The sequence below is a fragment of the uncultured Tissierella sp. genome, assembly GCF_902479755.1.
Lineage (GTDB): Bacteria > Bacillota > Clostridia > Tissierellales > Tissierellaceae > Tissierella > Tissierella carlieri.
In genome coordinates, this window is the sequence record NZ_CABSQO010000025.1 from 35,849 (window position 1) to 61,779 (window position 25,931).

22 protein-coding genes are annotated in these 25,931 nt (G+C 31.2%); 4 read left to right on the forward strand and 18 right to left on the reverse strand.

Going from position 1 to position 25,931, the window contains the following annotated elements; all coding sequences use genetic code 11:
- Together RDK80_RS13480 and RDK80_RS13485 are read right to left on the reverse strand one after the other, a co-directional pair.
- Nucleotides 1–837: a hypothetical protein gene (locus RDK80_RS13480; protein ID WP_094901130.1), complete on the reverse strand. Its 837-nt coding sequence runs from the start codon at nt 835–837 to the stop codon at nt 1–3.
- Between the two features lie 839 nt (nt 838–1,676).
- Complete coding sequence (locus RDK80_RS13485; RefSeq protein WP_201259812.1) at nt 1,677–1,973, reverse strand: ATP-binding cassette domain-containing protein; 297 nt, start codon at nt 1,971–1,973, stop codon at nt 1,677–1,679.
- A gap of 151 nt (nt 1,974–2,124) precedes the next feature.
- Here RDK80_RS13485 and RDK80_RS13490 point away from each other — a divergent pair, with 151 nt between their 5' ends.
- A complete protein-coding gene (locus tag RDK80_RS13490; RefSeq protein ID WP_308524548.1) occupies nt 2,125–3,705 on the forward strand; it encodes an IS3 family transposase in 1,581 nt (526 codons plus the stop codon).
- Nucleotides 3,706–3,927: 222 nt separating this feature from the next.
- Here RDK80_RS13490 and RDK80_RS13495 read toward each other — a convergent pair whose 3' ends face one another.
- From RDK80_RS13495 to RDK80_RS13510, 4 genes are all read right to left on the reverse strand, one after another.
- On the reverse strand, nt 3,928–4,854 hold the full coding sequence (locus RDK80_RS13495; protein WP_094901124.1) for a DUF4179 domain-containing protein: 927 nt from the start codon (nt 4,852–4,854) through the stop codon (nt 3,928–3,930).
- A complete protein-coding gene (locus tag RDK80_RS13500) occupies nt 4,844–5,401 on the reverse strand; it encodes a sigma-70 family RNA polymerase sigma factor (protein WP_308524549.1) in 558 nt (185 codons plus the stop codon). The genes RDK80_RS13495 and RDK80_RS13500 overlap by 11 nt, the downstream gene beginning before the upstream one ends.
- A 135-nt stretch (nt 5,402–5,536) precedes the next feature.
- Nucleotides 5,537–6,508, reverse strand: a complete 972-nt coding sequence (locus tag RDK80_RS13505) for a membrane dipeptidase (RefSeq protein ID WP_308524550.1) — start codon at nt 6,506–6,508, stop codon at nt 5,537–5,539.
- Nucleotides 6,509–6,552: 44 nt separating this feature from the next.
- Complete coding sequence (locus RDK80_RS13510; RefSeq protein WP_094901118.1) at nt 6,553–7,764, reverse strand: DUF819 domain-containing protein; 1,212 nt, start codon at nt 7,762–7,764, stop codon at nt 6,553–6,555.
- A gap of 115 nt (nt 7,765–7,879) precedes the next feature.
- On the opposite strand from RDK80_RS13510, the gene RDK80_RS13515 reads away from it, so the two are divergent.
- On the forward strand, nt 7,880–8,437 hold the full coding sequence (locus RDK80_RS13515) for a cupin domain-containing protein (RefSeq protein WP_308524551.1): 558 nt from the start codon (nt 7,880–7,882) through the stop codon (nt 8,435–8,437).
- Between the two features lie 86 nt (nt 8,438–8,523).
- On the opposite strand, the gene RDK80_RS13520 is transcribed toward RDK80_RS13515, so the two are convergent.
- The 5 genes from RDK80_RS13520 to RDK80_RS13540 all read right to left on the reverse strand — a co-directional run bounded on the left by RDK80_RS13520 (nt 8,524) and on the right by RDK80_RS13540 (nt 14,335).
- The gene (locus RDK80_RS13520; protein ID WP_308524552.1) at nt 8,524–9,501 is read right to left on the reverse strand and encodes a stalk domain-containing protein; all 978 of its coding nucleotides are present in this window, start codon (nt 9,499–9,501) and stop codon (nt 8,524–8,526) included.
- 219 nt (nt 9,502–9,720) lie between these two features.
- On the reverse strand, nt 9,721–10,542 hold the full coding sequence (locus RDK80_RS13525) for a phosphoenolpyruvate hydrolase family protein (RefSeq protein ID WP_216560299.1): 822 nt from the start codon (nt 10,540–10,542) through the stop codon (nt 9,721–9,723).
- A gap of 26 nt (nt 10,543–10,568) precedes the next feature.
- Nucleotides 10,569–11,783 carry a Tm-1-like ATP-binding domain-containing protein gene (locus RDK80_RS13530; protein ID WP_216560303.1) on the reverse strand — a complete coding sequence of 405 codons (1,215 nt, stop codon included), beginning with the start codon at nt 11,781–11,783 and terminating at the stop codon, nt 10,569–10,571.
- Between the two features lie 192 nt (nt 11,784–11,975).
- Nucleotides 11,976–12,881 (reverse strand): acetamidase/formamidase family protein, encoded by a 906-nt coding sequence (locus tag RDK80_RS13535; RefSeq protein ID WP_308524553.1) that lies wholly within the window; start codon nt 12,879–12,881, stop codon nt 11,976–11,978.
- A gap of 83 nt (nt 12,882–12,964) precedes the next feature.
- Entirely contained in the window at nt 12,965–14,335 is a 1,371-nt protein-coding gene (locus RDK80_RS13540; protein ID WP_256311092.1) for an APC family permease, read from the reverse strand.
- 418 nt (nt 14,336–14,753) lie between these two features.
- Between RDK80_RS13540 and RDK80_RS13545 the strand changes: the two genes are divergently transcribed.
- Both RDK80_RS13545 and RDK80_RS13550 read left to right on the forward strand, forming a co-directional pair.
- Entirely contained in the window at nt 14,754–15,842 is a 1,089-nt protein-coding gene (locus RDK80_RS13545; protein ID WP_308524554.1) for a response regulator, read from the forward strand.
- Nucleotides 15,832–17,064, forward strand: coding sequence for a PocR ligand-binding domain-containing protein (locus RDK80_RS13550; RefSeq protein ID WP_256311089.1), 1,233 nt, complete (start codon nt 15,832–15,834; stop codon nt 17,062–17,064). The genes RDK80_RS13545 and RDK80_RS13550 overlap by 11 nt, the downstream gene beginning before the upstream one ends.
- A gap of 266 nt (nt 17,065–17,330) precedes the next feature.
- On the opposite strand, the gene RDK80_RS13555 is transcribed toward RDK80_RS13550, so the two are convergent.
- The 7 genes from RDK80_RS13555 to RDK80_RS13585 form a co-directional block, all read right to left on the reverse strand.
- Nucleotides 17,331–18,629 (reverse strand): L-serine ammonia-lyase, iron-sulfur-dependent, subunit alpha, encoded by a 1,299-nt coding sequence (locus tag RDK80_RS13555; protein WP_308524555.1) that lies wholly within the window; start codon nt 18,627–18,629, stop codon nt 17,331–17,333.
- An 88-nt stretch (nt 18,630–18,717) separates the two neighbouring features.
- Nucleotides 18,718–20,550 carry an ABC transporter substrate-binding protein gene (locus tag RDK80_RS13560; protein WP_308524556.1) on the reverse strand — a complete coding sequence of 611 codons (1,833 nt, stop codon included), beginning with the start codon at nt 20,548–20,550 and terminating at the stop codon, nt 18,718–18,720.
- A gap of 94 nt (nt 20,551–20,644) precedes the next feature.
- Nucleotides 20,645–21,628 (reverse strand): dipeptide ABC transporter ATP-binding protein, encoded by a 984-nt coding sequence (locus RDK80_RS13565; protein WP_308524557.1) that lies wholly within the window; start codon nt 21,626–21,628, stop codon nt 20,645–20,647.
- A 1-nt stretch (nt 21,629) separates the two neighbouring features.
- The gene (locus RDK80_RS13570; RefSeq protein ID WP_201259809.1) at nt 21,630–22,610 is read right to left on the reverse strand and encodes an ABC transporter ATP-binding protein; all 981 of its coding nucleotides are present in this window, start codon (nt 22,608–22,610) and stop codon (nt 21,630–21,632) included.
- A 16-nt stretch (nt 22,611–22,626) separates the two neighbouring features.
- Nucleotides 22,627–24,135: an ABC transporter permease gene (locus RDK80_RS13575; RefSeq protein ID WP_308524558.1), complete on the reverse strand. Its 1,509-nt coding sequence runs from the start codon at nt 24,133–24,135 to the stop codon at nt 22,627–22,629.
- A 15-nt stretch (nt 24,136–24,150) separates the two neighbouring features.
- A complete protein-coding gene (locus tag RDK80_RS13580; RefSeq protein WP_308524559.1) occupies nt 24,151–25,560 on the reverse strand; it encodes an ABC transporter permease in 1,410 nt (469 codons plus the stop codon).
- 18 nt (nt 25,561–25,578) lie between these two features.
- Nucleotides 25,579–25,740: a hypothetical protein gene (locus tag RDK80_RS13585; RefSeq protein ID WP_235601298.1), complete on the reverse strand. Its 162-nt coding sequence runs from the start codon at nt 25,738–25,740 to the stop codon at nt 25,579–25,581.
- Nucleotides 25,741–25,931: the final 191 nt, after the last annotated feature.

Genomic DNA, 25,931 nt, shown 5'->3' on the forward strand with positions numbered 1-25,931 from the left:
TTACTCTCTCCCTAGTATGTTGTTAGTACTTATTTCAAACTGCTTTATGTAGTTATCTAAATCACTAACTGGTACAAATCTTACAATTTTTTCAGCATTTTCTGCATATGGCTGAGCAGTAAATAAATTTAGTGGTCTACCTGAATTATCTTTATACATTTTATTATATATATCTAAATCAAATGTCATTACTACACCAAATGATAAAAGAGAATCTTTTTTAACTGTTGAGAGTTTTATTTCTTTTATTCTTTCTTTATCTATAAAAGAATATTTATTATGTTCAGCTATATCTGATAGTTGTTGCAATATACCATGCACTTCTATGTTTGAAAAATCATTATTTCTGACCTCATCAGCTCTTGAGGATGGTCTATCTGTAGTACATTTTGAGCTCCAGATCCTTAATATTACTTTATCTCCAGATTCATTTCTTAATTCCCATCTATCAGGCCCTTGTTCTGATGAATTACCTCTTTTTAAAGGCAAAAAATAAATAGGACTAGCATCAAAAGTTTCACATAACCATGTGGCAATGGTCTCTCCTAAAAGTCCCTTTATATTATTATCTTTATTAGAGTTATTCCATATTGAATCAAATATTTCATTTACAGTTTTTCTAAACTCAGGTATTATATTCCCTATGGTAATATCTTTTGTACTATCTATTAATAAATCCCTACCTACATGTTTTTCAATAAAATATTTATTTAATGCTTCTTTAAATTCTTCCATCTTCTGTATCTTTTCTTTATCTGAACTTTTTATTAAGTAGTCAAATCTAATATAATATTCTTTTAATTCATCTTTTATATGTGGTTCTAACCAGTTATCCAAACCAATTCCCCCTTAGTTTGTCATAAGTTTATATGAACATTAGCTTTATTGATGCCATTTAAATTAAACTATGATTTCATCTTTTAATATAACTATACGATTCATATTCGCCTTTTCTGATATTCTATTCAATTAATTAATTTAATAATATTCCTCCCTGGATATCAGTCAAAGCGCATAAGTCTCTATTATTATAGAATCATTACGTTTTGCTAGATTTTTTAATTTACATTTGCATTTTTTTCTTTTCTAACTTATAATTTCTTTGATAGTTAACCATTAAAATTAATTTTATGTACTCAGTAAATCCGATTTCCTGTGATCATATAGGTGTTCTTACAAATGTACATCAATTTTAGAAACATACTTAAAAATCTTACAATAAAAACAATTATAAAAATTTATTAAATATAATTTTAAAATTAGATAATTCAATTTTAAATAATTATTCTGACGTTATAAATCTGCACCTTTTTCTATTTACTATAGATTAACTATCAGCGTAATAAATTTTATTGTATTTGATTTTAATTATAACCCCCTTATATATAATGCCAATACTATTTTTTTATATCAGCTTAAATTTATCATTTTATTTCAAGTTATATACCACTAATATCAGGATACCATATCTTTACAATATATCCAACAAAACGACTTAAGTATACAAAATATTCAAGTAACTTCTTCGACTTATATACAAATAATTAGTCCATCTTATAGTTAAAAAATCAGAGCTAATTAAATTATAGAATCAAATGTCCCGAAACTTATTATAGGAAAAACCGAGCTTTCATATTTAAAAAATAGTTGGTTCATCTAAGAATAAAATACCAGGATTATACATAATTGCTATTGCAATCTTTAACCGCTACTACACCGATCTTTCTACGAGCCTTAGCAGGTTTTTTTACAAGAGATTCCCCAGCGATTAAAATCTCACCAGAGGTAGATCTCTTCTGTGTCGTAAGCATACTGATAGTAGTACTTTTACCTGCACCATTTGCTCCTAAAAATCCAAACATCTCTTCTTGCCTTACATTAAAGTTTATTCCTTTTACAACTTTGATCTTTCGACCTTTATCTAATGTGAATTCTTTCTTTAATTTTATTACTTCTAAAATATTTTTTGACATCATCTAGCTCCTTTCTTGATTAGATTTATTTCACAATTTAAGTTTTGTAGTAATTTTAATTGCTTAGCGCCCCACCAAAACTGATATGATACTTCCAAAGTAGACAGTTTAATTAATTAAAATTAGATTATCTACTTGGAGGTATTTTTTTATGGGAAGAAAACCGAAGTATAGTAAAGAAGTAAAAATTAAAGCGTGTGAAGATTATGAGAAAGGTCATGGTAGTTTTAGTGATATTGCTGAAATGATTGGAACCGAAAAGTCAGTAGTCCGTAGATGGTATCTAAGATATAAAGAACATGGATCTAGTGCATTTGAAACCTCAAATAAAAATAATTCGTATGGTAAAGAGTTTAAGTTGTCAGTAATAGAGGAATATACTTTATGCAAATACTCAATGGCAAACTTAGCTGCTAAATATAATATTTCCGTAGGAGTTATCGGTAACTGGGTTAATAAATGGTATAATGGTATAGAAATAAAGGATTATGATCCTAAAGGAGATGTCTATACCATGAAGTCTAGAAAAACTACATTTGAAGAGAGATTAGAAATAGTAAAATGGGTTATTGAAAATGATATGAGCTACAAAGATGCAGCTGATAAGTATTCAATTACTTATGCACTCGTATACAAATGGACAAGGGCATATATAGACAAGGGATCAGAAGCACTAAAGTATCAAAAACGTGGACCAAAGGCAAAGTCTGAAATTGATGAAAGCAATTTAACAGAAATAGAGAAGTTAAAGCTAGAGCTTGAAAAAGAAAAATCATTAAGAAAAAGAAGAGAATTTGAACTTGAAGTTCTTAAAAAAAGAGGAATTCGAAAAGAAACTTCGCTCTCGAAAGTAAGACAGGAAGCAGAATACAAAACAGTAGACTTTTTTAAAGATAAAGGCTGTTCAGTAGCCAAGTTATGTGAAATTCTAGATGTTTCAAGAAGCGGATACTACAAACATAAAAATAGGGTTAAACCTGAAAAAGAAAAGCAAGATGAATTGCTATGTTCACTAATCAATGAATATCATTCAACTTTTGACGGAATTTTAGGGTATAGAAGGATGACCATGTTCATTAACAAACTAAATCATAAATCATTTTCAGAAGGATATATCCATAGACTTATGAATATTTTAGGTATTACAGCCAGAATTAGAAGAAAGAAGGTTAATCGTAAGAAAATAAAACCGGAATATACAAAAGAAAATATTTTATCAAGAGATTTTACCGCTAAGGCTCCTAATGAGAAATGGCTTACAGATGTAACTGAAGTCTCAGTTCTTGGAGACACAAGAAAGCTTTATTTAAGTTCAATTATGGATCTTTATGATAATAGTATTATTGAATATAAACTTTCCTTTAAGAACAATAATCATCTTATATTTAGCATGTTTGATAAAGCAATAAAAAAATATCCTGATGCAAAACCAATATTTCACAGTGATAGAGGGTTTCAATATACAGGAAATGCCTTTAAAAGTAAAATTGATGAAGCTGGAATGACTCAAAGTATGTCTAGAGTCGGTAAATGTATAGATAATGGGCCTATGGAAGGATTTTTTGGTACTTTAAAAACTGAAATGTATTATGGAAAAAAGTTTAAAACACTTGAAGAATTAAGAGGCAAAATAGTTGAATATATTAAATTTTACAATGAAAAAAGATTTCAAAAAAGACTAGGATGCATGGCTCCTTTAGAATATCGAAACCATGCATCCACATGTGCATAATATTTTAATTAAATTATCTGCCTACTTGACATGGGTCAGTTCAAACTGGAGGGGTGCTATGTTTTGATAATAACATCCTTTTTTTATATGCCAAATATTATTTTAACATTTTATCATATTCATATCCCATCTCTAATAATATACAAGCACAAATAAGGATGAAGTTTAGTTAGACTTCATCCTTATTTATATATTTAAAATATTAATATAACTATTATTTTCCTATTTCATGCTTTGTGGAACTTCATCCATAGTTCTTTCTTCAACATATAAATTCACGCTGTCTTTAAAAATATCTTTGTACTCTTCTAACTTTTCTTGTGCTTCTTTTTCTGAATTGTATTGACCTAGTTCATATAAATATGTCCCGTTGCTATCCTTCAATACTCTAAGATCTTCTATTTCAAATAATATTTCTTCAAGAATAGCAAATTCCTCTCCTCTTTCATAAGAGCCAGTTCTTATTGAATATATTTTTTGTTCTGAAACTTTTTCTGTATCCCTTGAAATTTGTACTTTCAAATAAGCAGGATTCTTATATTCCTCTACTTTGAAATCAACTGGTTGATTAAATACTATGTTAAATCTTTGTGCGGAATCATCTAAAGTCATCAATTCATAAACATCTTGGATATATTTACTCTTTTTTAGTTCTTCAAAATATTCACTAGCTGAAAGACCTCTTGCACCAGATATAGAAAATGTCATTGTATAAGGCGATTCCTTATAGTCTATATTGAAAGATGGGGCTATTTCTTGGTTTTCTTCACCAAATCCACTAAAATTTATTATGATAACATCAGAATCTTTTTCTTGGTCTAGAGATATAAAATCAACATCAATTCCATCGGTTATTTCGCCGCCTTGAGAACTCCCATTATTAAATTGAAGGATATTAACTAATGTTCCCAAAACAGGAATCCCTTCAAGGCTATTTGCAAAGGATGGGGAAATATTTACGCTTAAAGTAAATATTCCAACTGCCGCAGCTACTGATATAAAACTATTAATTATTCTTTTCTTATTTCTATTATTTTTTTTCATATAATTCTTCCCCCTTAATATTGAATTGCTAATTGTATCATCTAAAGCATTAGGTATTTTTATATCTGAATAAACCTTTTTTAAATCATCTGTGTTATTCTTCAAAATTTTCGCCCTCCTTAAGTTCTATTTTTAAAAGTTCAATTGCCTTATAAAGTCGAGTTTTTACTGTGCTTAAAGGAATATCTAGAATTTCGGCTATCTCCTTCAGTTTCAAGTCTTGAGAATATCTTAGTACTATCACAGCCTTATGGTTATAGTCCAACTTTTCTAGGGCTTCTTTTAAATCTATGTTTTCCAAAACATCATTTTTATTATGATAAATATTTTCCATAGTCTCATTATCCATATATAAAATTTTCTTAGATTTCTTTATAAAGTTTATTGAACAATTAATAACTATACGAACAAGCCATGTGTTAAAATATTCTGGTTGTTTTAACTTGCTTATTGATATATAAGCTTTATATACTGACTCTCCTACTATATCAAGTGCATCCTGTTCATTGTGCACATAACTGTACGCCATTCTATATAAATCTTCTTTTTTGCTATTTATAAGGAGACCGAAGCTTTCATCATCTCCCTTTATTGCTTTAAGAACTAATTTTTCCAGTGAAACCTCCTCCTTGCAAATAAAATATGAGCTCATTTTTATTATCTACTTATTAGACAACTATATATCCGAAAAAGTTTTATTAAATTATATTTTCCATATTATTACTCTTATATATGTATAGGTGATTCTTGTAAAGCAAAAAATAAAACAGACAGGAAAACCTGTCTGTTATAATACCTTATCCATTAAATTCAAGAAGTTTTTATATCCTATCTTTTCTATATCTTCTTTTGAAAAACCTCTTTCTTGAAGCTTGAGTACTAAATTATTACCTTTAGAAATATCTTCTATGCCTACAGTACCTACATAAGGGTCTTCAATAAAGGTATCTGAAGTATCATTTCCAATATACTCAAAGAAATCAAAACCCAAAGCAATGTGATCAATTCCTATGAGATTTGCAATATGCTCTATATGATTTATTAAATAATCAACTGTTCTCTTCTCACGATCTGGATGTACAAACTCATTGAAGGCATTGATACCTACAATACCGCCTTTTTCTCCAATAGCTTTTATCTGATCGTCAGTGAGATTTCTTGGAACATTACACAATGCTCTTGAGTTAGAATGTGATGCAATAAAAGGCTTTGTTGTCACATTGTAAATATCCCAAAAGGTCTTATCATTAGCATGAGATACATCTAAAATAATTCCTAATGACTCCATTATCTTAATAGCATCTTTGCCCAAGATTGTAAGTCCTCTACTTATGTCTCCTCTGGCACCTGTTGCTAAAGCATTTTGTTCATTCCATGTTAAACTGGTATGTCTAAACCCTAATTGATATAGAGTATAAATAGATTCTACATCCTCACCAATAGCATTTAAACCTTCTAATCCTAATAATATTGCAAGTTTATTTTCATTAGCAGCTTGATAAAAATCATCGCTATCATATATGACTTTCAATATATCTTGGTTTTCCCATATTTCACTGCTCATAGCTTTGATGCTTTCTAAAAGTCTTTCCTCTGGTCTTTCATCATGGGGAGGATCGATCCATATAACAAAGATGCCTCCAGCCATGTTCCCTTTTCTAAATCTTTCTAAATGATAATCTCTAATAATATTTTTTAAACCCATTTGTCTTTTTACAGTTACATCAGTCCATATGTCTCCGTGTATGTCAAATAACATAAGTTTCCTCCTAAGATAGTGCACAGGAAGCCCCGTGTACTAGTTTATAGATATTGTAATAAATTGCCCATGAATATTCCTAAATAATTTCCTATAATATATCCAAATACACCTGCTAACATAATAGGCCCTATTAGCTTATTCCAACCCTTAGCAATGGCCATAGCAACTGCCGTAGTAGGTCCACCAATATTAGCATTGGATGCAAGAAGAATTTCTTCTAAATTAAACTTAAATAATTTCCCTAATAATAAAGTAACTATCATATTTACAAGAACTATAATTCCTGTAAATACAAGAAGTAGAGGTGATCTAGTGAGTATTAATTGTAGTGAAGCTGGCACTCCTATAACAACTAAGAAGATATAGATTAAAAATGTTCCTATTTCTTGTGCACCATGAATACTAGACATAAAATTAGGCATATAAGTAGCTAAGAGCATGGTGAAAGTAGTTATAAGTAAATATTTATTACCCAAAAATCCATTAAATAAATTATAAATAAAATTACCAGTGGGTATTACTCTGCCTAAAATACTTGCTAATTCAGTGGAAACCCATACTATAGCGAAGGAAATAGCTACTGCAAAAGCTATATCTTTTAATGATATTTCTTTTCTTCCCCAATATTTAGCTGCTAGTGTCTCACCTTCAGCAGTATCTACATTACCTTCTACCTCATCCATATGAGGGTGTTTAAATTTCTTTTGGAAGAATGAAATTGATGGTATTGCTAACAATACAAAGAAATATACTGCCATTAATAGGTTATCAGCTACTGTCAGGGCAGAAATCCAGTCTCCAGATGTTCCAAAGGACTCAGCCATTGCCGCAAAATTTACTCCCCCACCAATATAAGATCCTGTCATCATTGCAGCCATTTTATATAGGTCAGGTATATGATTTCTTAAAAGCATAAAAGATACAAAAGTTCCTAAAAGAGTGCCTATAGAACTAAGTAAAAATATAATCATAATTCTTCCACTTTCACGCCAGATTTTCTTTATATTGGCATTAAATAATAGTAGAGGTATCCCTAGAGGAACTACATACCCCCATACAGCATCATATGTAGGTGCATCTGTAGGAATTACTTTGAAATTAGCTAATACCATAGCAATTATTAATCCAATTATTGCTCCTGTTACTTTAGACGCCCACTTATAGGTTTGTTCAAGATAAATACTTATGGCTGCTATACCAACTAATATTGTCCATAGAGCCCAAGTGTTATCTGCATTAATTAATGTACCCATATTATTCCCCCTAATTTAATTTTTAGAAATTTCTTTCTTGTCATATAATACAATTTATTTATAAGTTTTTTTATGTTAAAATATAGATAAAATTAACAATGGGGGGTTTTTAACTTTGAACATAGATATAGACATAGGTACAAAAATAAAAGAATTAAGAAAGTTAAAAAAAATGAATATCTCTGATTTGGCCGATAATGCAGAGCTAAGCCCTGGTTTAATTAGTCAGATAGAAAGGAACATTGTTACTCCCTCTATAGTTTCCTTGTGGAAAATTGCACAATCTCTTGGTGTTTCTGTAGGATATTTTTTTGAAGAAGAAGCTAAAATCAATACTAGTCCTGTAGTGAAAAAAAATAGCAGAAAACGTATAATAGCTTCCAACAACAATGCTATTTATGAGTTATTATCTGCTGATCTCAATAGAAAAATTGAGTTTCTATATATTACTATTAAAGTTGGAGACTACTCTTCTAAGGATTTTGTAACCCACGAAGGAGAAGAATGTGGTCTTGTAATCAAAGGAAAATTAATGGTTAAAATGGAAAATGAAGAATATATCTTAGAAGAAGGAGATAGTATTTATTTTGACAGTACTATTCCACATAGATATATTAACGTAGGTGACGAAGTCTGCGAATCTATTTGGGCTATGACACCACCAAGTTTTTAGGAGTGTCATATCAATTTATATCCAAAATTTAATTTCATATACCTAAAAAACGGACAAGATTTCATCTTGTCCGTCCTTGATTGAATTTATTCCTGGGAATCATCTTCTTTTATATCTTCTACATTATCAACATCATCATCGTTGTCTTTATTATCAATATCTTTATCATCTTCATCGTCTATTTCTATTAATCCTGTATCTTCATCATAATCAATTTTTAGCCCTAAATTTTCTATAATAAATCTTAGAGGTACATAAGTACGATTATTATATGCTGTTGAAGGAACTTCTAATTCAACTTTCTCTCCATTTACTGTGGCAGTTTTATTATCAAGATATAATACTATCTCCTTATCTCCCTTTGTAATAGTTACTTTCTTTTCTTCGGATTTCCACTCTACTTCAGCTCCAAATCCCTGAGTTAATGCTCTGACAGGAATTAAAGTTCTTCCTTCTTTTATTACTGGTGGCGTATCGAATTTAATATCTTTATTGATACTGATATTTTCTACTGGTATAACTATGATATCTTCATTTTGTTCTTTTAGCTCATCACTAATTTTTCTAAGTTCCTCAAGTTCTTCAATACTATATCTATTTTTGACTACTTCTTTCATTAAATTTATAGTGTTTTTCATTTCTGACTTAATCTCTAATCTTTGTTTTTCTATCTCACTAATTTGAGTTTTAAGCTGCTCTGCAAGCTCTTTATTCCCATTAGTTTCAGCTTCCTCAAGTTGTTTTTCAAGCTCATCTTTTTCAGTTTCAAGTTCATCCTTTTTAACTTCTAAAGCATCTTTTTCTGCTTCTACTAAATCCTTTGCCTCTTTCCAAGACTTATCTTGTCCTTTCCCTGGATTGGCTTTGTTATTATCCCCATTGTTGTCATTATTATTTTTTTCTTTTTCCTCTTTTATCTTTTCGTCTTTTACTTTTTCTTCTTTTACAGGTTGCTTACCATTATTAGAATTGTTTTTCCCATTATTTGCTTGTCCAAACACTGGTGTCGCAGCGATAAGGGCTGTTAGAGCAATTATTGATAGGATTGGTTTTAATTTTTTCACTTCAATTCCTCCCTTTATTTTTATGCACTAATGTAAATTAGTACTTATGTTTAATATAGATAATATCAAATATATTGTTTCTATGATATAGTACTAAAGTGGGAAATTCATCTATAGCCTTTTACATAATTATAAAGGTTATCCCTGAAAAGAAAATAATGAAAATAGAGTAGAAAGTAATTAAAATTAACGATTACCTTCTACTCTATTTTCTTTTCGTTATTTCTTAATTTCCTTAAACATCTCTGCCTGTTTCTTGATTCCTACTTCAGTAGCAAAACGCTCAATACTAGATGCACCAAAGAAACCGTCTACACCTTTAGTCCTTTGAAGCACATAAGCTGCATCCTCTGGCTCAGCAATAGGTCCACCATGACAAAGTATCATAATATCAGGGTTTATAGATTTACCAGCATCGCAAATCTCTTGAACCTTCTTTACCGAATCATCTAAAGTTAAAGCTGTCTTTGCTCCAATAGTTCCCTTTGTAGTAAGTCCCATATGGGCAACTAAAATATCTGCGCCAGCTTCTGCCATTTTCTTAGCCTGTTCAGTGTCAAATACATATGGAGTAGTAAGCATATCTAATTCGTGAGCCTTTCTTATCATATCCACTTCAAGATCATAACCCATACCGGTTTCCTCTAGATTCTGTCTAAATACTCCATCTATTAATCCTACAGTTGGAAAATTTTGTACTCCTGCAAAACCCTGCTCCTTTAACTGTTTCAAAAAAACATCCATAATTCGGAATGGATCAGTACCGCAAACTCCAGCAAGTACAGGAGTGTGCTTAACTACAGGTAAAACCTCATTTCCCATATCTACTACAATTTGATTTGCATCACCATATGAAAGAAGTCCTGCTAATGATCCACGTCCTGCCATTCTATATCTACCAGAATTGTAGATAATAATTAAATCTACGCCACCTGCTTCCCCGCTTTTTGCCGATATACCTGTTCCAGCACCTGCCCCTAAGATAATATTTCCTTTTGCTACTTCATCTCTTAACCTTTTAAGTACTTCAGCTCTAGCCATTATCTTATTCCTCCTATCTTATATAATTAATTATTAGCCTTCATAAACTCAACTAGTTTTTTCGCAGCTGTTACTGCAAATTCTTTATCATTAATGTCTAAATCTATCTCAATTAACTCTACTTTATTTTGATCAATATTTTTTCTAATAGTATCAAACAATATCTTATCTTCCTCTGGCCCATAGAATGGTTGCCCTTCTACATCAATCATAGAAACACCTCTAAGTGGAACTATTAAAGCAGTTGAACCCTTTGCACTATTTAGCTTTTCAGAAATTATTTCACCTAATTTTTTATTTTCTTCTACAGTAGTACGCATCAAGGTTACAGTAGGATTATGTTTATATAATTTTCTTCCAGCAAATTCTTTAGGAACAGTATCTATAGGACCAAAGTTTACCATATCCAAAGCTCCAAGAGATACGACCTGTGGAACTTTATGTTTTCCCGCTGCTTCTAATCTATGAGTCCCTGCAGCTAGAACTCCTCCAACCAATTCATCACACCACTCAGTTGTAGTTAAATCAAGTACACCATCAAAGAATCCGTCCTCTATAAGTCTCTCCATAGTCTTTCCGCCTGTACCAGTTGCATGGAATACCAATACCTCATAACCTTGCTCTTCCAGATATTCCCTAGCCTTATCTACACAAGGGGTGGTTACACCAAACATAGTTGCAGCAACCAAAGGTTTTTTCCCTATCTTTTCCTCATGTTCAAACTTTACCATTCCTGCAATTGCAAAGGCAGCATTTGTAAAAATCTTAGTGGAAATTGAGTTTAGACCAGATACATCAACAATCGACGGATACATCATAATATCACTAGTGCCCACATATTGCTGGGTATTCCCTGAAGCAACTGTAGATACCATAACCTTAGGTACTCCTATTGGCAAAGCCCTCATACCAGGCGTAACTAAAGAAGTCCCTCCACTTCCTCCAAAAGAAATTATTCCATGGAATTTACCCTCTGCATATAACCTTGGTATTAACTTTTCCATTCCCTTTGATAATATTTCAGTCCCTAATGCCCTATCCCTTTTGGCTGCAATTTCTTTAATATCAGCACCTACCTCTCTTGCAACCTCTTCATTTGATACATCTGTTTCGAACATAGGCTCAAATACGCCACAGTGTATTGTAAGAGTCTTTAAACCTAATCCTTCTAAAATATTCTTTACATAGGAAAATTCCTTTCCTTTAGAATCAAAGGTTCCTGCAATAGCAATGGTTTTCATCTAAAAAACCCCTTTCTTATTTAGATTCAGTATAATAAATTATACCCTAAATACATATTTTTTTGCATTATTCTGAAAATCTACCTAAAAAACATGGGATAAGGTTAGACCTTGTCCCATGTTTTTTACTTTAAGCTTTTTTATTTAGCTCTATTAATTACTTTCTACAATTGCTCCCTTAATTTCTCAAAACTATAATGATTGAATCAATCTTTCTGTTGATATAATATATTTTGGTATAGCAGCTCTTATGGTTTTTTTAGGATCTACAACTTGAGATATTTTTAAATCTACAGCCAAACTAGTTAAAATATAAGCATCTTCCCATTCTAATCCTAGAGCACCCTCAAGATATTTTACCGTTTCACTAGTAGCCTCATATAGAGCAGAGTCTAAATTATTACCGGAAGCAATAACCATAGTATATCCATCTGTTTCAAGTAAAGGCCACTTTATTTTTTTGTCCTTAATCAAATTGATTTCAAGGGTAACTTCTGCTGGCACTTCTAATCCAGTAAAGCAAATCTCTCCGTCTCCCATAATTGCATGACAATCACCTAATGCCAGCAAAGCACCCTTTTGATTTACAGGAAAATATAATGTAGACCCAGCTGTAATATCATTAGTATCCATATTTCCACCATGCTTCCATGGACTATCAGTTGCCCATTCCCCATCTTCTTTAGCTGGTGCTACTCCGATTACTCCTATCATAGGTCTTATAGGTAGTTTTATTCCATGGAATATTGCATATCCATCTATAATATCCACAACTCTAATCATTGGTTTACTAACTTGATCCCCAAGTACACCTTCATTAGGTACTACTGCAGCTACTCCTTTGTTAGCAACATCAATGCTAATAACTTTTACTTGAAGTAAATCCCCTTGTTCTGCACCTTCTACATAAATAGGTCCTGTAGCAGGATTCAATCTATCATAGTCAATTTCTGTTAAAACTTGCTCTTCATTATAGATTTGTTGAAAGAAGCAGTCATTTGTCTTTACCTTGATTACATCCCCAGAGGAAATTACCTCCACATGATCCATTAAATTTGTAAATTTGTAAATAACTTTGTTTCCTGAAATTATCTTCATCTTTATCTCCTCCACATCTATATCGAAATTTATATTTATTACTTCAAAAAGACAGGAGAAACTCCCCCTGTCTTAGCTCTTATTTACTCAAGGCTATTGATATCATCAGGTGTTAGTGTAATTAATTCGTGCTTATTAGGATGTTTCTTTCTATAGGATTCCATCAATAAGTATAATACAACTCCAATAAAACTATATATGATAAGTGAGATATATCCACCTATTGCTAATTCCAAAGATGATCCTATGATTATCCATACAGATACTATCATTCCTAGAATGAATAATAGATTACCTCCTGGTGCCTTATAAGGTCTTTCCCATTCAGGAAACTTCTTCCTTAGAACCATTGCATCCAAACAACATATAAAGTATACCAACCCAGCTGCTATACAGGAAACTGCATAAATATATTGAACCCAGTTATCTCCAGTAAAGAGACAGAAGAAAACTGAAAATAATAATACTACAAAATTTGCCACTATCGGTTGTCCATGCTTGTTTAGTTTCATAAAAGCTTTAGGTAACTGATTTAGCTGAGCAGCTCCATATAATACTCTTGCTGATGATACCCAAAATCCCATCAATGTAGTAAATGCATGTAGTATACCTGAAACTATAGCTGCTATACCAACTATTTTAGGTAATCCAAATTTAGCTACAAGCTCTGGTTCTGGTAGATTCATACTTGCTATTTCTTTCCAAGGAGCCATACCACCTATTGCTAATACAATGATAAAATATAGAATCGCAGGAACAAACAATGATGACAGAATAATCTTCCATATTTTCTCTGGTGGAAAGTTTGTTTCTTCTATCATTGTGGGAGTCATTTCGAAGCCTATAAACTTCAAGGAAAATACTGCAAATGCTATAAATATCCCATTGAATCCCCTAGGAAACATACCACCATGAGAAGAAATATTATCAAATGACCAGTTTCCACTAAAGAAAAAAGTTCCAGCAACAATTAATGATATAACTACCATTGTGAAGAAAAATATACTAGCCAATCTTCCTGTAAATCCTATGTTAAAATTAGATAGTATATACCATAAAACTATTATTCCAATAGCAACCCAAACTACCATATCAGCCGGAATAGGAATAAAAAAATTAAGTGCTGTTATAAAAATAAATGCCATCATAGGTGGCTCCACGACTTGTATTAAAAACATCATCCATTGAGCTGCCCAACCTGCTTTATGACCAAATGCATTGGTAGTCCAGATATCAACTGCAGATGAAAATGGTAACATTGCAGTAAGCTCCGCAAAAGTTAGACCTACAGGTATTAACAGTACAGCGAGAATAGGAAATATAATTGCTGCTCCTGCTCCAGTTACAGAGAACCAATAAGGAGCTTCAGCAAGCCAACCGCCGATTACTGCTCCTGAAGCTATAGCTATCATTTGCATAAAAGATAGATTTCTTTTTAATTTTACATCTGACATATTAATACCCCCTATAATTATTTAATAACTTCTAATCGCTCGTCTGTGTTAATAACATGGCAGTAAATATTATTCAAGATTTCCATCTCATAATAAAAAGATACATGCCTATCATTTACCCTCATAGATAATTCCTCCCTTTATTTTAATATAATTACTACCTAAACAATTGCAAATTGTTGATGCTTTGTTGAATACATAATTGAATTTTTTTATTATTCTAAATATATTGTAACATCTCTAGTGTCGATAAATCCTTTACATATATTTTCTTTTTTATATCTTAATATCATATTTTGCAAATCAAAAGTATGAAATAGCAAATCTATAATATGTTGATATGTATATAAGCAAATGATAATCTATAATTAGAGACTTTATCTGTTAAATATATCTTCTTCAAGGAGGGACAAACATAATGTATACAGTATTAATAGCAGATGATGAAATTATTGAACGAAATTATCTAAAAAGCGTTCTCAAAAAACACTCTGACGAATTTACTCTAGTTGGAGAAGCAACTAATGGGGAGCAAGTTATCAATATAGCCTTTCAAAAGAAACCTAATATTATAATTATGGATATTAATATGCCTCTTCAAAGTGGGCTAATTGCTGCCAAAACTATAAAGACAAAGTTCCATAACACCATTATCATCTTAAATAGTGCTTACTCAGAATTTAAATTTGCACAGCAAGCCATCCATTATGATCTTGATGCCTATTTATTGAAACCTGCTAGTGAAAAAGAAATACTTGATACAATGATTAATTCTCTTCACAGAAAATGTCTGAAAGGACAAGTCATTGGTGACTATTGTAATGTCTCAAATACTTTAAACAATAAATATCCTTATACACTAGTAGACAGATTAATCAATTCTATCTTCACAGGAGATTTTGAACTTATTAGGTTTAACACTCTTAACTATCTTGACTTTTTAAATTCTCAGCAACATAATTTAGAAGAATACAGATTACATATAGTAAATACTATTTTTTCAATAATGAGATCATTAAAAAAAGTTTTACCTGATGATATACAATCATTATTAAATGGTGATGAGTATCTTCAAAAAATAAGCAAATCCCAATATTGGTATGATATACTGGCTGTCACTGAAGATTTCTTTAGGCAATTCTTATTTTTATTCAGTGGAAATCTATCTTTATCTTCTAATTTTACTGATATGGTTGAAAAATACATAGAAGAAAACTTTGAGAAACAGATCTCATTAGATATGCTTGCAGAAATATTTCATTTTAATCCCACATACCTATCAAGAAAATTTTATCAGGATAAAGGTTACACTATAAATGATTTTCTGAATCAAAAACGAATTGACTATGCTATTTACTTATTAAAAAATTCTTCTCTTTTAGTAAAAGATATTTCAAGAAATTGTGGATTCACAAATGTATCACACTTTAATCGTAGTTTTAAAAAGGTTACAGGTAAGCAGCCTTCTCAAGTCAGACTGGAGGGAAACGTGGAAAATGGACATTAAACTGACAGATATATTAACAGAAGAGTTTCTAGAAAAATTTCAGGATTCCTTTGCTTTTGCTACAGGTTTTGGTGTTGTTTTTGTAGATTTAGACGGTAATCATATAGGAGAAGGAAGTAATTTTTCCAAATTTTGTAGTGCAATTAATAAGACAGAAGAAGGAGCTTCTTACTGTGCATTAACTAATCGGAAGGCAATAAATTTAGCTATCAAAACAAAAAAGGCCAGTATATATGTATGTCATGCAGGTCTTATAAATATAGAAATCCCTTTAACTTATGAAGGAGAATATATAGGAGCAATTACTGCCGGACAAGTTTTATGTTCAGATATGGATACCTATCCAAAAGATACAGAGTTTAAACCACTACCTTGGCTGGATACAGAAGAAGCCGCCGAATATTTCAGTAATATAAAAATACTTACCAGACAAGAAATTGAAGCTACAGCAGTATCCCTAGAAAATATAGCCAATTATATTATTCAAAATACTATGTATAACAAGCTTCAGGAAAAATTAGCAGAGGAACGACAAAAAACTTTGGAATATGAGAAAAAACAAATCGAGATGGAGCATCATCTAAAACTAGCAGAATTAGATGCACTCCAAAAACAAGTTACTCCACATTTTATTTTTAATGTAATCAGCTCTATATCTCGATTAATTTCTATGGAGGAATATTCATCTGCTTCAAATATGCTAAATTCTTTTTCACAAATGCTACGTTATAGTTTGTCAAATATACGATCAAAGATTACTTTAGAACAAGAACTCAACTATATTCAAAACTATTTAGTTATACAGAAAAATCGTTTTTCTGAAAGAATAGACTATGAAATTATGGCAGACAATGAAATACTCTCACTAATGATACCCTATTTCTCTTTGCAGCCTTTAGCAGAAAATGCTATTGAACATGGCCTTCTCCCATTGGAAAATGGTGGTAAATTGAAATTAAATTTTTCAACAACATCTTCTCTCTACTGTATTGAAATAATAGATAACGGAATTGGAATGAATGATAAAAAATTAGAAGAAGTTAAAAAGATCTTACAAATTGATAGAGATACTTGCTCAACAAATCATATAGGTCTTAAAAATTGCTATAGAAGATTTAAACTTATGTATGGTGAAAATGCAACATTTAATATAGATAGTAAACCCAATGAAGGTACAAGGATATATATTACAATCTCAAGGAACGCTGATATCATAAACTGACACTCTTATTTAAGTCTTTCTAATATAATTAGATATTGCTAAATGCATATTAATAAGGTGCAAGAATACTTATTTTTATTTCATTATCATTCATTATCAACACCTCAAAATAATTATATCAGATTTTTAATATTAATATATTATCTTTAATAATTCTAGGATAAATAGCTATACAATGATGTGAAAAAGACCCATGGATTTAATCTGTCATATCCATTGGGTCTTAGTAAACTAAATAGTATTAATCAATAAAAAATACTATTCTTTTATCTATTTAACATTATTTCTATGACTGTATCGTCAATATTTTTCATCCCTTCACCGCTAAGTTTTGCAAGATTTCTAATGCTTTTTTCTACCTGATTATCTACTATTCCATTAAAATCTTTAATTGTTATTCCTTCAATAGCTAATAAAGCAGACTGCACAGCTGTAGAAGCTGCTGTACCTAATTTTAATGCACAACTTGGTTTTGCACCATCGCATATTACACCTGCTTGATTTGCTATAATATTGTTAATTGTAGATGTTATAGCATTTTTATCTCCTAACAACCAAGCAATAGCTGCTCCTGATCCTATAGATGCAGCTATACTACACCCACATAAATTAGATAATCTTCCTATATATCTTTTTACATAAGATGTGATTATATGACTAATTGCTAACGCCTTTACTAAATCTTCATCACTTATCTTCATAATCTCTTTATATGCAGCTAAAGGCAATATAGCAGTTAATCCATTATTTCCACTTCCACTTGAACTCATAACTGGCATAGAATATCCTGACATTCTAACATCTGATGCAGCCGCAGTTAAAGCATATGCCAAATTCACAAAATCTTTTGAGATTAAACCATTTTTCATATTGCTATTATAACTATATCCTACCCCTAAGCCATGCTTTTTGTCTAATCCTTCTTTAGCTATATTCATATTCATTTCCATACCGTCTAATAAAAACTTAATATCTTCATAATCTAATTTTTCAATTTCTTCTACTATAGTATTTATCGGTAGATTATAGAAGTTTTGCTCCTCATTATCATTATTATTTTCCTTGTTTGCCCCATTTCTCTTATTCAATATTTCATTACCATCTATTGATAATAAGACAATATTATCATGTTTATCTTCTGTTATGGCAATTGAAACATGATCTTTGTTTTCTATAGTGGTCTTTATATAAACCGGCTTATTATTATCTTTATCAACCTTAACATTAATTTCGCAAGACTCTAATATTTTCTCCGAGTATTTTAATTCTTCATTCGTAATCTTCCCCAATATCTCTAATCCACATTTTGGATCTCCTATTGATGCCCCTAATGATGCAGCAATATGTAAGCCTATCTTATTGGTATTTGGTATTCCTACATCCATACCATTTTTATATATTCCTTTACTTACTTCTACTGTGATTTTTGAAATTTCTTTGGAATCATTAGGTAATATTGATACTCCATAGGCTGTATTTAATGCAACAGCTACAGGTTCAGTACATCCGATAGCAGGTTTAATTTCTCTATTTAATATTTCGATAATATGTCTTTTAATATCCATATATGTCCCCTCCTTATCTGCCTTAGCAAAGATAAAATTCATCCCTTACTTATAAGGTGTAAAGGATGAATTCCATCTTGTTATACTATTATTTCTTTGAATCCCAATATTTTTGTATATACTCTTTTGCTTTTGCTGGATCAGCCTTATGAACATTTCCAGTATCTACTAATGTACTAATTGTTGAATAAGCCTTGATCTTTAAATTATTGTATACTGCTAAGATTTGATCTTGATCTATTGCATTTAATACTGCTTTTCTTAAGTTTTCATCTGAAAACTCACTATTTCCTAGTAGATTAAAGAATGCATAGGATACTGCATTACTTGGTCTTTTTTGTAGAGTAAGCTTAGAATCTCCTTCTACTAATGGATATTTATCTTCTGGTACACTATATAATAAATGAATCTCACCACTTCTAAGTGCTGAAAGTGAGCTGTCTAGGTCTTTTATAAATTTAACTTCTACTCTATTTATTCTTGGCTCGTGTTCTGTTCCTGCCATATATCCAGGATTCTTTTCAAATACTACTTCATAGTCATTTTTGTAAAGCATAATATATGGTCCACTAACTGCAAGAGTGTTATTATATGTTGCACCCTCAGTTACAGTTGATTGATCTCCATAAGCTATATCTTTATTCTTATCATATTTTGCAACATCATAAGTATTAATTGCTTCTACTTGTTTCTTTGAAACAATACCTGCTGATTGATGTGCTAAATAATTTAATACCTGTGGGAAAGGATGAGTTGTTGTAACTTTAACTACCTGGTATTTTCCAGCTGCATTATTTACATCTTTTTTATCTGCAACAAGTTCTTTAATTTCACTTGGTAAACCTGCTTCTAGTGCAGACTTTACTGATGTTTCTTTTCCTGACTCCTTGAAGCTTTCTAATGATGCTAAGTCTGTAATAATTTCGATTTTATCCATACTTGAGTGCAAACTATAAGTTCTATGGTCTGGAACTGAATTCTTGTCCTTTGCTCTATTCATGGAAAATACAACATCTTCTGCAGCTACTAATTCTCCAGTATCTACAGCCTTTTTATCAACAACTTTAGCAAACTTTACATTATCTCTTAGTATAAAGTAATACTCTTGATTTCCTTCTTCAATAACATAATTATAAGATAGAGAACCCTTAGAGGTTACTTCATCATCGTCTGTTAAATTAACTAATCTTACATGCATATTTGTATTTATTATATTGATTGAACCGTCATTTCCCTTGATAGGGTCCATGGATGTTAATGATGATAGTGTCTGGCTCATTATAAATGGTGAAGAAGTTCTTTTACTTTGGTCTACAAAATCAATTTCTTCCCAAGGCAATGAACGAGATTTACTCAATCTAACACTATCAGCTTTTAATACATCTTTATTTATAGCTTGACTCTTAAGACTGGAATAAAGTGGAATTATATATGCATTATCCTCTACAAGAACCTTTTCAAATTCTTTATAAGTTTCTTTATATTGTTCTGGTGTTTCAGAAGCAGCTTCTTCAACTAATTTATCAAGCTCAGGATTTGATAATCCATAATCATTATAGTCTCCACCTGTTGTAAATATAGATCTTACTGCATAATCAGGGTTTCCTGTAACAGTTGTCCATCCAGAGATTGCTATATCATAGTTTCCTGCTTCCTTTTGTCCTGTAAAGCTACCATAATCAGGTTGAATATTTAGTTTAACATTGAAACCTGCCTTTGCAAGTTGATCTCTTACTATATTTACATCTTTTTCATTTGAGCTCATAGATAATATCTGAATATCTACTGGTTTAACTGATGAATCTCCAGAAGCTGCTGTATCCTGAGTGTTGTTTTTTACATCATCCTTAGTCTTTACATTACATCCTGCAACACCTAATACCATCACTAAAATTAACAGTATAGATATAAATCTTTTCATTATTCATCTCTCCTTTTATATAATTAATATCATTTCCTATTAACATCTATTATTTCCGATACCCCCTCCTTTAGTTAAAACAAAACAGAACTCATTATTTTGTCTCAAAGCATAGAGTACCATCTTGAATTTCTTTATATCTAAAACAAGCTACATGATGATCCTTTTCAACTTCATTTAAGGATGGATTCTCATTTCTGCATTGTTCTATTGCAAAAGGACACCTAGCGGCAAATCTACATCCAGGCTGTGGATTAATAGGTGAAACTATTTCTCCAGCAAGAATAATCTTTTTCTTTTTAGCCTCTATATTTATAGATGGTATTGCCGATAATAAAGCTACAGTATATGGGTGTAATGGCTGCCTAAATATTTCTTTCTTCGGAGCTTTTTCAATAAGTTGTCCTAAATACATAACACCAATATTATCAGATATATGTTTTACTACTGATAAATCATGGGAAATAAATATATAGGTTAATCCTAACTTCTGTTGAAGTTCCATTAATAAGTTTAAAATTTGAGCTTGTACAGAAACATCTAATGCAGATACTGGCTCATCACATACTATAAATGATGGATCTACAGATAAGGCCCTTGCTATAACTACTCTTTGACGTCTGCCTCCATCAAATTCATGAGGATAAAGATTATATGCCCTTTTGGATAATCCTACCTGCTCCATGAGGTATTCTACCTTTTCTCTTCTTTCCTTCTCATTCTTATATATGTTATGAAGCTTAAGTGGCTCTTCAATAATCTGTGATATAGTAAACCTAGGATTTAATGAAGCATATGGATCTTGAAAGATAATCTGCATATATTTTCTCATTTGACGCATCTCTTCATTATCAAAGGTTGTAATATCTATGCCATCATAGAGGACGCTTCCAGCAGTGGGTTCGTGAAGTCTAAGTATCACTCTCCCCAAAGTACTTTTTCCACATCCTGATTCTCCAACTATACCTAAGGTTTCGCCTTTATCTATGGTGAAACTTACATTATCAACTGCATGAAGATTTCCATTAGGTACACTAAAATATTTTTTTAAATTATTTACTTCCAGTATATGTTTCATCTTAGTTGCCCTCCCCATTTTCAAATAATGAAAAATGGCATTTATATTGATGCTCCTTGCCTTTAACCGTTGGAGCTAATTCTGCACATATATCTTGTTTGTACTTACATCTCGGATGAAATGGACATCCCGTTGGTAAATCAGCAGAGTTAGGAGCAGAGCCAGGAATCGGAATGAGCTTTTCACTATCTTCGTCTAGTTTTGGTATAGACTCAAAAAGTCCCCTAGTATATGGATGTTTAGCATTTGTATATACTTCTTTAACAGTACCTTTTTCCATTATCTCTCCTGCGTACATTATAGCTACATGGTCACAAGTTTCTGCTACAACACCTAAATCATGAGTAATGAGTATCATAGCCATATTATATTTTGATTGTAAATCACTAATAATCTTTAGTACCTGTGCCTGTATAGTAACATCTAATGCAGTAGTAGGCTCATCTGCTATTAAAAGTTGAGGATTGCATAATAACGCCATGGTTATAACTACTCTTTGCTTCATCCCACCAGAAAATTGATGTGGATAATCATTGTACCTATCCTCTTTTACTCCTACAACCTTCAATAAATCTAAAACTAATTTCTTTCCCTCCTCTTTATTTAACTTCTTATGAGTCATTACAACTTCTAAAAGTTGCTCTCCTATGGTCATAATGGGGTTAAGAGAAGTCATAGGATCTTGGAATATCATGGATATACCATTCCCTCTCATTTGCTGATTTTCTTTTTCCGTATTGTAAATTAAGTTTTTTCCTTGAAATATTATCTCTCCTTGGGTAATAATACCTGGAGGATATGGAACTAATTGCATTATTGCTAAAGCAGTAGTAGATTTACCAGCACCGGTTTCTCCAACTAGACCTAAACTTTCACCCTGTTTTAAGGATAAGTTCACACCGTTTACTGCTTTTACCGTTTCATCTTCTGTAATATAATGTACGTGAAGATCTTTTATCTCTAATATCTTATCTTTTTCCAAAATTCCCTCTCCTTTCTTACTTCAATTTAGGATCTAGTGCATCTCTTAAACCGTCGCCAAAGTAATTAAAAGATAATACAATCAATATAATCGCTAACCCCGGAAATATGGCTAAATAAGGATTAGTTTCAAGGTAGTTGCTTCCAATCTTGAGGATATTACCCCACTCTGGAATATGTGGTTCTACCCCTAATCCAAGATAGCTTAGGGAACTAGTAGAAAGTACTGCTCCACCTATTCCTAAGGTAGCTCTTATAATTATAGGTGCTAAAGAATTAGGAATTATATGCTTTAATATTATAGTAAAATCCTTTGCTCCGCAGGCCTTAGCTGCTTCCACAAATTCATTATTAGATATACTCATTACAGTAGCCCTTACGGTTCTGGCATAGGCAGGAACTGAACCTATACTTAGAGCCAAAATTAAATTAATTGTATTTGCACCAAAGGCAGCCACAATTGCGATAGCTAACAATATACCTGGTACTGCATATAAAATGTCTAATAATCTCATAATCACATTATCTAATTTTTTACCATAATAGCCAGATATTGCACCTAAGATTCCACCTATGATTACAGGGACTAAAGTTGCAATAGTACCAACTACTAAGGATATCCTAGCCCCAAAGACTATTCTAGTAAAAACACATCTACCATAATTATCTGTACCAAAAGGAAATTCCAATGAAGGAGATTTCAAAATAGTTTCATAGTTATTATCAATGGCAATAGAATAATCAAAGGTTAAATTACTACAAATTGATAGAGAAATAAGTAGAATTACCATAAACATTCCTAAAACTGCCATATAGTTTCTAAACAATCTTCTAAGTACGTCGATCCATTCTATAGAGATTTCCTCATCTTTTTGTCTTAATTTACTTATGATTATCAATCCCAATAAGAATGCAAATACATTCCCTGTTAAAACACTAAGGATTAGGGGGAATGCAAAGGGCAAAAGTTTTTTATCAACTACTTTTCCCTTTACAAACTTTGAAACCATTACCATGGTAAATATATAAAATATCGTAATAGCTAGTAATATTCCCATACCTAACATAAAGGTATTGGATACATATGCCTTAAATAAATTTAGTGCTGATATAAGCATAATTGTAAAAGACGTTAAAATAGCATAAATACATAAAGTATATTCTATATTTTTTTCTTTTTTAATTAAAGTAAAGCCAGCTATTGCCATAAAGAAATTACCTGTTATTGCAAAAGGTATTAAAAGATATCCTACTATTCTTGTAGATTTTTTAATATCATTAAGCTGTAATATTTCTTTTTTTATCTTCATTGTTATTAAATATTGGAATATAGCCGCTACAAGATAAATGCCTCCTACTATAATTGCTATGGAATTTATCTTTTTAGTTGAGATATCAAAACCAAATCCTAAAATAAGAAGTGCAAGGATTAGGGATATTCCCCAAGCAAAAGCTGAGTTTCTATATTCCTGAAAACTATCTAGTTTTCTTTTTTCTATTCTTTTTAAGTATTGTTTGTTTTCCAAAGTCTCCACCTCCTTCTAATATGACTTCATCTTGGACTTAATTCTTGGATCTAAAAATGAATACATAATATCAACTACAAGATTAGCCAAACTTATAATCACTGCAACATATACTACTCCTGCCAAAACTATAGGTATATCTGGAATGAATTGTTTATCCACTATGAAACTGCCAATACCATTAATATTAAATACCTTTTCCGTTACGGCAGAACCTCCAAGCATACCTCCAAATTGTAATCCTATAACAGTAACTATAGGAATCATTGCATTTCCAAGTATATGCTTAGTTATAACCTTTCCTTCACTTAAACCCTTAGCACGGGCTGTAACAATATAATCCATATTTTTTACCTCAAGCATAGAAGACCTTGTCATACGGGCTACAGTTGCAGCTAATGATGTTCCCAAAACTACACTAGGCATAATAAGTGTTTTCCAATCTCCTAGAATAAACGTAGCGGGAAGCAAATGCATCTTTATAGAAAAATTTAATATTAAAATCAATCCCATCCAAAATGTAGGTATAGACAATCCTAGGAGAGCTACTAGCATGAAGATATAATCAAAAGATGAGTATTGCTTTATTGCAGATATAATCCCTGCAGGTATTGCTATAGCAACAGCTATGATGAGGGAAGCAAATGTTAATTGCAATGTAATAGGAAACTTTCTCATAATTGCAGCTAAAACATCTTCATTTCCTACATATGACTTTCCTAGATTAAAAGTAATTAAACTTTTAAATGTATTGAATAGTTGTATATAGTATGGCTTGTCCAACCCATTAATCCTGTTAAACTCTGCAACCTGATCTGGTGTAGCTGTTTGCCCTAGAACATTTATAGCTGGGTCCATTGGAGACAGATATAGTATAGTAAATACTAGCCAAGTAACACCGAATATAACAAATATCATCATTAAAAGTCTTTCAAATATATATTTTGTATAAGGATTACTATAGATCAATATCAATACATACATGGGAAGGGATAATATTATAGATATTGCAAGAAATACCTTATTGTTAAACAATTCTACAAAAGTATTGCATAAAGTAATATTTTTGATTCCTCTTTTTTTAGCTTCAAGGACTAGCTCATCCATCAATATTTCGTTAAACTTCTTCTCTGCATTTTTATTTACTCTATTCTTAAAATCCTCTTTACTTAATTCTTTTTTAAAGAAATTTTGCTTATTCTTCAATTGCTCTTCAGTATCCTTAATAATCTTATCCTTTACACCCTCTTTTATCAGCCTATTAGCAATATCTTCTTTCAATTTTTCATATTGATTTTCTCTTCTATTACTTAAATATTTAAATAAAACAAAAGGAAGAGATAATATTCCAAATATAAACAAAAATATCTTATAAAGAGGGCGTTTATACATCTTCTCAAAAGAAACTCCCAAAGTTTTTATCACCTTTTTAACCTCCTTATTTTATTTTTTTATGTCCTCTATATCTAAAGTCATATAATCAAAGACAATTTGTTCTCCATCATTTATTACAATACAGGGTAAACCAACTCGTCCGCTTTCTCTAATATCTTTAAACTCTGGAGCATGATCTCTGTGTTTCAAAAATAGCTTTAAATTAAACAAATTTTCTGTAATATCCAGATATAAAAACTTTACTTCATTTGTAGAAAGAAACTCTTTCGCAGGTGTACATCCGGGTCAATGCTTACTTCCAAAAATAATAACTTTTTTCATTTAATATCCTCCTGTAATTTTTAATCGTTTTGTAAACTTAAATGAAAATTGAGGACTCCAACCTCTGTATGGTACAATGT

Bases quoted from the DNA above. Each gene is read 5' to 3' on its own strand.
- RDK80_RS13555 (WP_308524555.1), bottom strand. From the start codon at position 18,629: ATGGATATTAAAAGACATATTATCGAAATATTAAATAGAGAAATTAAA.
- RDK80_RS13545 (WP_308524554.1), top strand. From the start codon at position 14,754: ATGTATACAGTATTAATAGCAGATGATGAAATTATTGAACGAAATTAT.
- RDK80_RS13505 (WP_308524550.1), bottom strand. From the start codon at position 6,508: ATGTTATTTGACATACACGGAGACATATGGACTGATGTAACTGTAAAA.
- RDK80_RS13490 (WP_308524548.1), top strand. From the start codon at position 2,125: ATGGGAAGAAAACCGAAGTATAGTAAAGAAGTAAAAATTAAAGCGTGT.
- RDK80_RS13550 (WP_256311089.1), top strand. From the start codon at position 15,832: ATGGACATTAAACTGACAGATATATTAACAGAAGAGTTTCTAGAAAAA.
- RDK80_RS13485 (WP_201259812.1), bottom strand. From the start codon at position 1,973: ATGTCAAAAAATATTTTAGAAGTAATAAAATTAAAGAAAGAATTCACA.
- RDK80_RS13540 (WP_256311092.1), bottom strand. From the start codon at position 14,335: ATGTCAGATGTAAAATTAAAAAGAAATCTATCTTTTATGCAAATGATA.
- RDK80_RS13560 (WP_308524556.1), bottom strand. From the start codon at position 20,550: ATGAAAAGATTTATATCTATACTGTTAATTTTAGTGATGGTATTAGGT.
- RDK80_RS13535 (WP_308524553.1), bottom strand. From the start codon at position 12,881: ATGAAGATAATTTCAGGAAACAAAGTTATTTACAAATTTACAAATTTA.
- RDK80_RS13510 (WP_094901118.1), bottom strand. From the start codon at position 7,764: ATGGGTACATTAATTAATGCAGATAACACTTGGGCTCTATGGACAATA.
- RDK80_RS13530 (WP_216560303.1), bottom strand. From the start codon at position 11,783: ATGAAAACCATTGCTATTGCAGGAACCTTTGATTCTAAAGGAAAGGAA.
- RDK80_RS13525 (WP_216560299.1), bottom strand. From the start codon at position 10,542: ATGGCTAGAGCTGAAGTACTTAAAAGGTTAAGAGATGAAGTAGCAAAA.
- RDK80_RS13500 (WP_308524549.1), bottom strand. From the start codon at position 5,401: ATGAGCTCATATTTTATTTGCAAGGAGGAGGTTTCACTGGAAAAATTA.
- RDK80_RS13565 (WP_308524557.1), bottom strand. From the start codon at position 21,628: ATGAAACATATACTGGAAGTAAATAATTTAAAAAAATATTTTAGTGTA.